Source organism: Rhodoplanes sp., assembly GCF_013377085.1.
In the GTDB taxonomy this organism is placed as follows: Bacteria; Pseudomonadota; Alphaproteobacteria; order Rhizobiales; family Xanthobacteraceae; genus Rhodoplanes.
Genome location: NZ_JACAAX010000076.1, coordinates 1 through 12,152, shown reverse-complemented (window position 1 = coordinate 12,152; position 12,152 = coordinate 1). Strand labels below are relative to the sequence as shown.

At 69.1% G+C, this 12,152-nt stretch carries 6 protein-coding genes, 1 pseudogene and 1 riboswitch; all 7 genes and pseudogenes read left to right on the top strand.

The features are described from left to right. Positions 1 to 374: energy transducer TonB (locus tag HXX10_RS28485; RefSeq protein WP_296526830.1), on the top strand; the 374-nt coding region annotated here is incomplete at its 5' end. A 479-nt stretch (positions 375 to 853) separates the two neighbouring features. Then, positions 854 to 1,015: pseudogene (locus HXX10_RS29045) on the top strand (bacterioferritin-associated ferredoxin); the annotation flags it as partial. Between the two features lie 373 nt (positions 1,016 to 1,388). Then, positions 1,389 to 1,871 (top strand): bacterioferritin, encoded by a 483-nt coding sequence (gene bfr, locus HXX10_RS28475; RefSeq protein WP_296526827.1) that lies wholly within the window; start codon positions 1,389 to 1,391, stop codon positions 1,869 to 1,871. A 403-nt stretch (positions 1,872 to 2,274) separates the two neighbouring features. Next, a complete protein-coding gene (locus HXX10_RS28470) occupies positions 2,275 to 3,735 on the top strand; it encodes an efflux transporter outer membrane subunit (RefSeq protein WP_296526825.1) in 1,461 nt (486 codons plus the stop codon). Continuing rightward, complete coding sequence (locus tag HXX10_RS28465; RefSeq protein ID WP_296526824.1) at positions 3,732 to 5,201, top strand: efflux RND transporter periplasmic adaptor subunit; 1,470 nt, start codon at positions 3,732 to 3,734, stop codon at positions 5,199 to 5,201. Before HXX10_RS28470 ends, HXX10_RS28465 begins: the two co-directional genes overlap by 4 nt. Next, positions 5,198 to 8,350, top strand: coding sequence for an efflux RND transporter permease subunit (locus tag HXX10_RS28460; protein ID WP_296526822.1), 3,153 nt, complete (start codon positions 5,198 to 5,200; stop codon positions 8,348 to 8,350). Before HXX10_RS28465 ends, HXX10_RS28460 begins: the two co-directional genes overlap by 4 nt. A gap of 232 nt (positions 8,351 to 8,582) precedes the next feature. Continuing rightward, entirely contained in the window at positions 8,583 to 11,705 is a 3,123-nt protein-coding gene (locus HXX10_RS28455) for an efflux RND transporter permease subunit (protein ID WP_296526810.1), read from the top strand. A 91-nt stretch (positions 11,706 to 11,796) separates the two neighbouring features. Then, positions 11,797 to 11,992: riboswitch (cobalamin riboswitch) on the top strand. Positions 11,993 to 12,152: the final 160 nt, after the last annotated feature.

Genomic DNA, 12,152 nt, shown 5'->3' with positions numbered 1-12,152 from the left:
GGCCGAAGCCGCGCGGCCGCGACGGCCGCGACCACGTCGCGGCGCTGGCCACGGCGGCGCCGGAGGCTGGCGGTCCCGGCCGCGGCCGCTCCGATCGCGACAGCAACTATCCGGGCCGGGTGGCGGCACATCTCGCCCGCTTCAAGCGTTTTCCGGCGGAGGCGCGCACCCACGGCGGCAACGGTGCCGCGACGGTGCGCTTTGTTCTCGACGGCGGCGGCCGGGTGAGCTCGGTCGCGCTGGTCAGCGGCAGCGGCAATCCGGCGCTCGACCGCGAGAGCGTCGAGGTGGTGCGGCGCGCCTCGCCGTTCCCGGCGCCGCCCGACGGTCGCCCGCACGACTTCACCCAGCCGATCCGCTTCAACGTCCGCTGATCGGTCCGATGGACCGATCGCAGGGGCCTGCTCCGGCGGCTCGCGACGGTTCGCCGCGGATCGTGAAAACCCTTGGTTTGGTGGGGTTTACGTATTCGACCGGAGGCCCGGCGCGGCGGCGCCGGAACGTCGCGTTCAAGACAACCTGCAGACGAGTTGCGACACACACGCAAGAAGGGTCGCGCCTATGGCGGCCGACACCTGTCGAAAGACAGTCGATCTATGACAGGAAATAGACGGAATACTGTAGTATGCGGAGGGATTGGACGGCGAAGACACATAGTCTGGAGTCGCTTATGGGTCTAGATATTCTCAACTGATTACGATTTATTGCTAAGTAAGCTGCAATGAGCGACGAAAACATCTTAGTTAGAGGTTTTCAAAAGAGTGATTTTATTTTGCAATTCGCTCGCCGGTGCCTTATGTCTGGACTGCGCGCCCCCGCGCAGACATCCAGGCCACCGGACACCGCGTTTGTCATGATCGTCTGTTCCTGCAACGTCCTCTCGGATCGCCAGATACGCGACGTGATGAGCGAGCGGGGCCCGCGCATGACCAGCCAGGTCTATGGCTGCCTCGGCTGCAGCGCCCAGTGTGGCCGCTGCGCCCGCACCATCCGCCGCATCATGGACCAGGCGATGGCCACCTGCACGGGCGAGTGCGCCTGCTGCCCGGCGGCGGTCGCCCGTGAGGCGGGCGGCATGCACGACCCTGCGCACGATCACGCGCACGAGCATCACCACTCCCACGATCACCACGCCCACGACGCTCACCACGAGCATGCGGCGCATGGCCGGTCCGGCCACGCGCAGTTGGCCCATCCGCACGCGGTGCACGCGCCGGACTGAGCGACGGCCCTCCGGAAGTCGCAGGCTCGTGCCACCGACTCGGCGGTAAAGGCATGGTGATTCTTCGGTCAGCCACGCCTCTTGCCTTGGTGGGGCGGTTACCGCAGTTTGGAATTGCGCGAGCGACGCGCGGGCGCGGCAGCGCGCCGACAATGGAGCACGCAGGATGAAGGGCGACGCCAAAGTCATCGAGTACCTCAACAAGGGATTGCGGAGCGAGTTGACAGCCATCAATCAGTATTGGCTGCACTATCGGATGCTCGAGAACTGGGGCTACCGAGATCTCGCCAAGAAGTGGCGCAAGGAAGCGATCGAGGAGATGGAGCACGCCGACAAGTTCGTCGACCGTATTCTCTTCCTCGACGGATTTCCCAACCTGCAGGTTCTCGATCCCCTGCAGATCGGCCAGACCGTCAAGGAAATCCTGGAGGCTGACCTCGCCGCCGAGCAGGGGGCGCGGGCGCTCTACCAGGAGGCCGCGGCCTACAGCAACAGCGTGAAGGATTTCCCGTCGCGCGACTTGTTCGAAGAGCTGATGGCCGACGAGGAAGGCCATATCGACTTCCTGGAGACCCAGCTCGACCTGGTCGCCAAGCTCGGCCAGGAACTCTATGCCCAGCATCATATCGGCGAGCTCGACGAGGATTGATCGGCGCCGCCGGCGCCCCTGACTCGCATGACGTTTCGTCGCCATGGCCGGGCCGCGTCCCGGCCATGTGCGTTTCGGCGACGGCGATCCACGGCGCCGGGATGGGTCGGCTCGCGCGGTGCGGGCAGGCGGGGATCCCCACGTGTCTCCCGCCTGCAACGGCTTGCCCCTGTCGTTCACCGCGATGCTGGGGTAAGCCTTTCCTGTCGCATTTGTAATGACGCGGGACTCTGCCCGCGGCTCTAGAATTGCCTGAAACGGGGTGGACGACAGGCATGCCGGTCGGCAGCCGCCAATGGTCGCCCGGCCGCAAGGGTGGGCTGGCGCCGCGGAACGAGCCTCGACCGCGCCGCCGAGCCTGACGACGAGGAGGAGGCCGGGCGATCGACCCCGGCCGCATGACGTGACGCACTGCGAGACCGCTCCCCCGTCCCGGACATCGCCGCCCGCCGCCCGCCGGCGGCGCGCGGCGGCGTCGCTGTGCGTCCTCGCGCTTCTCCCGGCCCTGACGGGCTGCTTCGTCGACACCGAGAAGCCCGAGCTCGCCCTCGACGTGCCGGGCGGCTACAAGCAGGGCCGCGGCACCGCCGAGGTCGGCCCGGAGATCGACTGGTGGCGGGGTTTCCGGTCGCGCGAGCTGACCGTGCTGATGGAGGAGGCCCAGACCTCCAACCTCGACATCGCGGCCGCCGTCGCCCGCATCATGCAGGCCGACGCCCAGGCGCAGGTCACCGGCGCCGCGCTGCTGCCCAATCTGTCGGGCGCCGGCTCGGCGACGCGGTCGCGAACCTCCACGGCGAGCGGCGGGTCCGGCCTCGATCGCAGCTCCTTCACCACCTATCTCAGCGCCAGCTACCAGGTCGACTTCTGGGGCAAGAATCGCGCGACCCTGCTGGCCGCGCAGGAGTCGGCGGTCGCCAGCCGGTTCAGCCGCGACACCGTGGCGCTGACCGCGATGGCCAATGTCGGCACCTATTATTTCCAGCTCCTCGCCGCCCAGGACCGTCTGCGCATCGCCCGCGACAATCTCGCGGCCGCCAACCGGATTCTCGGCTTGGTCCGCGAGCGGTTCGGGGCCGGCACCGCCAACAGTCTCGACGTCTCGCAGCAGGAATCGCTCGCCGCGACCGTGCGGGCGAACCTGCCGGTCTACGAGATCACCATCGCGCAGAATGCCGCGACCCTCGCCGTGCTGGTCGGCCGCGCGCCCGAGCATTTCGCCATCAAGGGCGGCACCCTCAACACCGTCGCGATGCCGCGGATCGCGCCCGGGCTGCCGTCCGACCTGATCAACCAGCGCCCCGACATCCGCTACGCCGAAGCCCAACTCGTTTCCGCCAATCACTCGGTCGAAGCGGCGCGCGCGTCGTTCTTCCCGACCATCCAGCTCACCGGCCAGAACGGTGCGCAGAGCGCCGCGCTGGCGAGCCTGTTCGGTCCGGGCGCGTGGTTCTACACGGCGAGCGCCGCGCTCACCCAGCCGATCTTCGACGGCGGCCAGCTCCTCGGCCAGCTCGAGCAGAGCCAGGGCAAGCAGCTCGAGCTGCTGCAGAGCTATCGCCAGGCCGTGATCAACGGGTTCGCCGACGTCGAGCGCGCCCTCGTCGCGCTAGAGCAGCAGACCCGGCGCGAGCGCCTGCAGGCGGAGGCCGTGCGCAGCGCGCGGGAAGCGTTCCAGATCTCGGAGTCGCGGCTGCGCGAGGGCATCGTCGACTTCGTCACCGTGCTCAATACGCAGCAGACACTGTTCACGGCCCAGGACACGCTCGTGCAGGCGCGGCTGGCGCGCTTCCTGGCGGCCGTGAGTCTGTTCCAAGCGCTCGGCGGCGGTTGGCCGCCGCGCATCGGAGGCAATCCCGCGTGACCAGCGGACCCGAAGACAAATCCGACGGCGCGGCCCGATCGCTGCCGTCGACCAAGCCGCGCCGACGCGGCCGGAAGATTCTCGGCTATGGCGTCACGCTCGCCGTGATGGCCGGCATCACCTGGGCGATCGTGACGCAGAGCGGGCGTTTCGGCGGGACCGGCGGCGAGGGTGCTCCCCCTGGTCCGCCCGGCATGATGCGAGGCGGCGGCGGGGGCGGGCGCCTCGGTCGCGACGTGCCCGTGCCGGTGCTGGCGGCGCCGGCCCGCACGGCCGACGTTCCGGTCTATTTCGACGGCGTCGGCACCACCCGGGCGCTCAACATCGTCACGGTCCGCTCGCAGGTCGACGGAAAGCTGCTGCGGCTCAATTTCAAGGAGGGCGAGGAGGTCGAGAAGGGCTTCGTGCTGGCCGACATCGACCCGACCATCTACCAGGCCCAGTACGACCAGGCGGTCGCCAAGAAGGCGCAGGACGAGGCCCAGCTCGCCAATGCGCGGCTCGACCTCGAGCGCTACATCCGCCTCGCCCAGACCAATGCGGCGACCAAGCAGCAGTCCGACACCCAGCGCGCCACGGTGGCGCAGCTCGAGGCGCAGGTGAAGTCCGACCAGGGCGCCATCGACAACACCCAGGCCTATCTCGACTACACCAAGGTGGTGGCGCCGATCTCCGGCCGCACCGGCATCCGGCTGGTCGACGTCGGCAACCTGGTCAAGGCGACCGACACCACCGGGATCGTGGTGATCACCCAGGTCAAGCCGATCTCGGTGATCTTCACGCTGCCGCAGCAGCAGCTCTCCGCCGTCAACAAGGCCTTCACGGCCGAACCGCTGCCGGCGCTGGCGCTCGGCACCGACAACCGCAGCATCCTCGACCGCGGCGTCCTGCAGGTGATCGACAACCAGGTCGATTCGACCACCGGCACGGTGCGGATGCGCGCCCAGTTTCCCAATGCCGACCTGCAGCTCTGGCCGGGCCAGTTCGTCAACGTGAAGCTCCTGGTCGATACGCTGAAGAACGTGGTGACGGTGCCGACCGCCGCCGTGCAGCGCGGCCCGAACGGCACCTTCGCCTACGTCATCGGCGCCGACGACACGGTCGCGGTGCGCCCCGTCACGGTGACCCAGCAGGACGACGCCACCGCCGTGGTCGCCACCGGGCTCGAGGCCGGCGAGCGGGTGGTCACCACCGGCTTCGCCCAGCTCGCCGACGGTAAGCGCGTCATCGTCTCGTCGGGCGACAGCTCTGCCCCGCCGGCGGGCGGGCCGCCCGCCGGTCGCCGGCGTCAACCCGGGACGCCGCAGGCGGGTGCGCCGGCGGCGACAGGGACTCCACCGAGCGGTGCGCCGGCGTCAGCGTCGCCTCCGTCGCCCGGCACCGCCGTCGCGCCAGGCACCGCGCCGCGCGAGACCGAAGGACGTCGCCGGACCGAGGGAGCCGGCTCCGGGAGCGCGGTGCGATGAGCGTCTCCACGCCGTTCATCCGGCGGCCGATCGCGACCTCGCTGCTCGGCGTCGCCGTGATGCTCGGCGGGATGCTCGGCTACTGGCTGCTGCCGGTCGCCTCGCTGCCGCAGGTCGACTTCCCCACCGTGCAGGTGACGACGCGGCTGCCGGGCGCCAGCGCCGACACCATGGCGGCCCTGGTGACGGCGCCGCTGGAGCGCCAGTTCGGCCAGATTCCGGCCCTCGACGGCATGGTCTCGGCGAGCTCCTACGGGGTCAGCCAGATCACCCTGCAGTTCGACCTCGGTCGCGACATCGACGCCGCCGCCCAGGACGTGCAGTCCGCCATCAACGCCGCCGGCTCGACGCTGCCTCGCAACCTGCCCTATCCGCCGGCCTACTCGAAGGTGAACCCGGCCGACGCGCCGATCGTCACCATCGCGCTGACCTCGCCGACCATCCCGCTGCGCCAGATGAGCGATCTCGCCGATACCATGATCGCCCAGCGTCTCTCCGAGGTGAGCGGCGTCGGTCGCGTCTCGGTGCAGGGCAATCTGAAGCCGGCGGTGCGCATCCAGGCCGACCTGTCGCGGCTCGCCGCCTACGGCATCGCGCTCGAGGATCTGCGCGCCACCATCGTCAACGCCAACGTCGCCGGCCCCAAGGGCTCGCTCGACGGGGCGCATCAGTCCTACACGATCGGCGCCAACGACCAGCTCGAGGCCGCCGACGCGTACCGCAACCAGATCGTCTCCTGGCGCAACGGCGCACCCGTGCTGCTGCGCGACGTCGCCGACGTGATCGACGGGCTGGAGAACAGCAAGGTCGGCGGCTGGTACGACGGGCGTCCCGCCGTCGTCATCGACATCCAGCGCCAGCCCGGCGCCAACGTCATCGACACGGTTCGCCGCATCATGGCGGAGCTGCCGCGGCTGCGCACCGCCATGCCGGTCGGCGTCGACCTCCAGGTGGTGAGCGACCGCACCGACACGATCCGGGCCTCGGTGCGCGACGTGCAATTCACGCTGGTGCTGGCGATCGGCCTGGTCGTGCTGGTCGTGCTCTTGTTCCTGCGCAGCGTCCGCGCCACCGTCATCGCCGGCGTCGCGCTGCCGCTGTCGCTGATCGCCACCTTCGGGGTGATGTGGTTCTGCGGCTTCAGCCTCAACAACCTGTCGCTGATGGCGCTGACCATCGGCACCGGCTTCGTCATCGACGACGCCATCGTGATGATCGAGAACATCGTCCGCCATGTCGAGGACGGCGAGGACCCGCTCGAAGCGGCCTTGGCGGGCGCGCGAGAAATCGGCTTCACGGTGATCTCGCTGACCGTGTCGCTGATCGCGGTGTTCATCCCGCTCCTGTTCATGACCGGCATCGTCGGCCGCATGTTCCGCGAGTTCGCCCTGACGCTGACCATCGCGGTGGTCACCTCGGCGATCGTCTCGCTGACGCTGACGCCGATGATGTGCAGCCGGCTGCTGCGCCGCGGCGACGCCGGCGGCGGCGCCGTCGGGCGCGCCTTCAACCGCCTGGTCGAGGCGAGCATCGAGGGCTACCGCAAGAGCCTCGACTGGGTCTTGGCGCGCCAGACCGCGACCCTCGTGGTGACCGGGCTGACGCTCGCCGCCACCGTGTGGCTCTATCTGGTCATCCCGAAAGGCTTCCTGCCGCTGCAAGACACCAGCATGATCACGGCCGTCACCGAGGCCGGTCCCGAGGTGTCGTTCACCGAGATGCAGCGCCTGCAGGACCAGGTGGTGACGGCGGTCCGCCGCGACCGGGACGTCACCGGCGTCGTCTCGGTGGTCGGGGTCTCGACCATGAACCCGACCCCGAATGCCGGCCGCCTCGCCGTGATGCTGAAAGCCCGCGACCAGCGCAGCGACTTCGTCGACGCCGTCATCGCCCGGCTCAAGGCCGAGGTCGCGCCGATTCCCGGCATGGTGGTCTATTTCCAGCCCGTGCAGGACATCCAGATCGGCACGCGGTCGAGCCGCGCCCAGTATCAGTACACGCTCACCGGCGTCGATGCCGCCGACGTCGCCGGCTGGGCGGCGAGGCTGGTCGAGCATCTGCGCGGCGACCATCGCACCGTCGACGTCGCCTCCGAGGCGCAGGAGGGCGGCCTGCGCGCCTTCATCCGGATCGACCGCGAGCAGGCGAGCCGGCTCGGCGTGTCGATGCAGTCGATCAACGACACGCTCTACGACGCCTTCGGCCAGCGCCAGATCTCGACCATCTACGCGCAGTCGAACCAGTACCGCGTGATCCTCGAGGCGAAGCCGGAATACCAGACCGACCCGACCACGCTGTCGAAGCTGTTTCTGCCGGTCGGCAGCTCGACCACCCTCGCCTCGGTGACCAGCTCGACGGCGGCGACCTCGACGGCCCCCTCGACCTCGACCAATCTGGTGCCGCTGTCGGCGGTGGGGACGCTGGAGCGCACGACGACGCCGCTCGCCATCATGCACGAGGCGCAGTTCCCGGCCGCGACCGTGAGCTTCAACCTGGCGCCCGGCGCCTCGCTGTCCGATGCGGTGGCGGCCGTCACCGAGGCCGAGGTGGCGATCGGCATGCCGACCTCGATCACGGGCAGCTATTCGGGGGATGCGGCCGAGTTCGCCAAGTCGCTCGCCGGCGAGCCTTGGCTGATCCTCGCCGCCGTGGTGGCGATCTACATCGTGCTGGGCGTGCTCTACGAGAGCTACATCCACCCGCTCACCATCCTGTCGACGCTGCCCTCGGCCGGCGTCGGCGCGCTGCTCGCCCTGATGCTGTTCCGCCAGGACCTCTCGGTGATCGCGCTGATCGGCATCATCCTGTTGATGGGCATCGTCAAGAAGAACGCCATCATGATGATCGACTTCGCCCTCGACGCCGAGCGCAACGAGGGCCTGCCGCCGCGCGAGGCGATCGTCAAGGCGTGCCTGCTGCGCTTCCGCCCGATCATGATGACGACGCTCGCCGCGCTGTTCGGCGCGCTGCCGCTGGCGGTGGAGAGCGGCACCGGCTCGGAGCTGCGCTTCCCGCTCGGCATCACCATCATCGGCGGCCTGCTGCTGAGCCAGCTTTTGACCCTGTACACGACGCCCGTGATCTACCTCGCGATGGAACGCGTGCGCATGCGCCTCGCCGGCCCGACTCTCGCACGGCCGGCGGAGTAGGGCGGATGCGGTTCGCGCCTTCACCCCCCTCCCTGTCCCTCCCCCACAAGGGGGGAGGGAACGCTGGAACCGTCGGCTCTTTACGCCTGGGGTTCAGGCTTCGTGATTTGTCGACGGCCCTGCCACGGGTCGCAGCCCGCTCCCTCCCCCCTTGTGGGGGAGGGGTGGGGAGGGGGGTAACAGCGTATCGACGTGTCACTGGTCTCTGTTCGTGCCTCTCCGGGGCCGGGCTATGAACTTCTCGGCCCCCTTCATCGAACGGCCGATTGCGACGACGCTGCTCGCCGTCGGCCTGTTCCTGGTCGGGCTGGTCGCCTACGACCATCTGCCGGTGGCGAGCCTGCCGGCCGTCGACCTCCCGACCATCCGAGTGTCGGCGGGCCGGCCGGGCGCCGACCCGATGATCATGGCGGCGACCGTCGCGGCGCCGCTGGAGCGCCGGCTCGGCGAGATCCCGGGCGTCACCGAGCTGACCTCGACGAGCTCGCTCGGCTCCACCTCGGTGATCGTGCAGTTCGATCTCAGCCGCAATGTCGACGGCGCCGCCCGCGACGTCCAGGCCGCTCTCAACGCGGCGCTCAGCGATCTGCCCGGCGACATGCCGTCCCGGCCGACCTTCCGCAAGCTCAACCCCGCCGCCGCACCGGCCCTGATCCTGGCGCTGACCTCGCCGAGCATGCGGGCGAGCGCCATCTACGACGTCGCCGACACCGTGATCGCCCAGCGCATCGCCCAGGTCGACGGCGTCGCCGAGGTGAACGTCTCGGGCGCCGAGCAGCCCGCCATCAGGGTGCGGGTCGATCCGGCCGCCATCGCCTCGATGGGGCTGGGCATGGAGGACGTGCGCAACGCACTGGTCAGCGCCAACGCCACCGGGCCGCTCGGCACCTTCGACGGCGATCGCCTCGGCGAGACCATCGGCACCAGCGGCCAGCTCCGCGACGTGCGCGACTACGAGAACATCGTCGTGCGCGCCAAGGACGGTGCCGTGGTGCGGCTCTCCGCCATCGCCACGGTCGAGCAGAGCACCCGCAACAGCCGTTCGGCCGCCTGGTTCAACCGCGAGCCGTCGGTGCTGCTGATCATCACCAAGCAGGCCGACGCCAACGTCATCGCCACGGTCGACCGCATCCACGCATTGCTGCCCGAGCTGCGCCGCTGGATCCCGGCCGATCTCGAGATCTCGGTCTTGACCGACCGCACCGAGACCATCCGAGCGAGCGTGCATCACATGCAGTTCACGCTGGCCGCCACCATCGTGCTGGTCATGATGGTGGTGTACGTGTTCCTGCGCCACGGCGCCGCCACCATCGCGGCCGGCGTGACGGTGCCGCTGTCGCTCGCCGGCACCTGCGCGGCCATGTGGGCGCTCGGCTACTCGATCAACAATCTGTCGCTGATGGCGCTGGTCGTCTGCGTCGGCTTTGTCGTCGACGACGCCATCGTGATGATCGAGAACGCCTTCCGCAATCTGGAGAAGGGCCTGTCGCCGATGCGCGCCGCCATGGAGGGCGCGCGCCAGATCGGCTTCACGGTGGTGTCGATCAGCCTGTCGCTGATCGCCGCCTTCATCCCGATCCTGTTCATGGGCGGCATCGTCGGCCGCTTCTTCCGAGAGTTCTCGGTCACGCTCGTCGCCGCCATCGTGGTCTCGACCGTGGTGTCGCTGTCGGTGACGCCGATGATCTGCGCCCACTATGTCCGGCGGCTGCCGAGCACCGATGCGACTTGGCTCGACCGCATCGTCGACGGCACCATGCGGTTCCTGGTGCGCGTCTACGGGGCGAGCCTCGGCGTCGTGCTCCGCCATCGCTTCATGGCGGTGCTGTCGCTGCTGCTCACCATCGGGCTCACCGTCTATCTCTATGTCGTCACGCCGAAGGGATTCATTCCGCAGGACGATTCGGGGCTGATCTTCGGCGGCGTGATCGCCGCGACCGACGTGTCCTATCAGGAGATGCTGCAGCTTCAGCAGCGCGCCACCGAGATCGTGCTGTCAGATCCCGCGGTGTCCGGCGTCGGCTCCTCGGTCGGCGGCTCGTCGTTCGGCGGCTCGGTCAACAACGGACGCCTGTTCATCAGCCTGAAGCCGCTGTCCGAGCGTGGCGTCACGGCGCAACGGGTGGTGGACAGGCTGCGCGGAAAGCTGATGGGCATTCCGGGCGTCCGCGTCTTCATGTTCCCGGCCTCCGACGTCCGGGTCGGTGGACGGTCGAGCCGCTCGCAGTACCAGTTCACCCTGTGGGGACCGAACTTCGACGAGCTGCAGGAGTGGGTGCCGAAGGTGCAGGAGCGCATCGGCCAGATCCCCGGCGTCATCGACGTCTCGACCGACCGCGAGCAGGGCGGCCTGCAGGCCGACGTGGTGATCGACCGCATCGCTGCGGCACGCCTCGGCGTCGATGTCCAGAAGATCAGCGACGCCCTCAACGATGCCTTCTCGCAGCGCCAGGTGTCGACCATCTTCACCCAGCGCAACCAGTACCGGGTCGTGCTCGAGGTCGATCCGCGCTGGCAGCGCGACCCCTCCGACCTCGACCACGTCTATGTCCGGGCCAGCCGCGACGTGGAGGTGCCGTTGTCGGCGTTCGCCCGCTTCCGCCGCGGCCTCGCGCCGCTGGTGATCAACCACCAGGGTCCGTTCCCGGCCGTCACCATCACGTACAATCTCACGGCCGGGACGCCGATCGCGGTGGCGACGGCGGCGATCCGCCAGGCCGTCGGCGAGATGCATCTGCCGGACTCGCTGCGCACCGACTTCGCCGGCGACGCCAAAGCCTTTGCCCAGAGCACCGGGGCGCAGCCGCTGCTGATCCTCGCCGCCCTGGTCGCCGTCTACATCGTGCTGGGTGTGCTCTACGAGAGCCTCGCCCACCCACTGACCATCATCTCGACGCTGCCGTCCGCCGGGCTCGGCGCGCTCCTGGCGCTGCAGCTTTTCGGCGCCGAGCTGACCGTGATCGCCTTCATCGGCATCATTCTCCTGATCGGCATCGTCAAGAAGAACGGCATCATGCTGGTCGATTTCGCGCTCGAGGGCGAGCGCGCCCGCGGCTTGTCGCCCGAGCGCGCCATCTACGAGGCCTGCATCGAGCGCTTCCGCCCGATCCTGATGACCACCATGTCGGCGCTGCTCGGCGCGCTGCCGCTGGTGCTGGCGACCGGCCCGGGCTCGGAGCTGCGGCGCCCGCTCGGCATCACCATCATGGGCGGCCTCGTGGTGTCGCAGGTGCTGACCCTCTACACGACGCCGGTGATCTACCTGCTGCTCGACCGGCTGCATCGCCGCCTGTGGGGCCGGTCGCAGCCCGGCAACCGGGCGGTGGCCGATGCGGCGAGCGCACCCGCCGAGTAGCACGCACCGCGCCCTGCGCGTCACTCGCCGGCAACATGCAGGCGCAAATGCGGCTCGCTCGGCAGGGCCGAATTGACTAGCCAGGCAATTCTCATAAGCTGACGGTGACGGTTCCTTCGGGATCAAAAGGGAACGCGGTACGGCGAGCGATCGCCAAATCCGCGGCTGTCCCCGCAACTGTGAGCGGCGAGCCGTCTGTCATAGGCCACTGGGACCTCGGGCCCGGGAAGGCGACAGACGACGTCGAGCCGTGAGCCAGGAGACCTGCCGTCAGTGTGGTCACACGCGTTCGTATCGGTCGGGGTGTATCGATGCGGGACGAGCCGGCGCTGCCCGTCACGGGCGGCCGGCGAAGCCTCTTCGCGGTGACGTGCCACTGCTGTCCCGAGGCTTCTCATACGGTTTCCGGGTGATCAGCTCGGATTTATGATGTCTGACCACCAATGG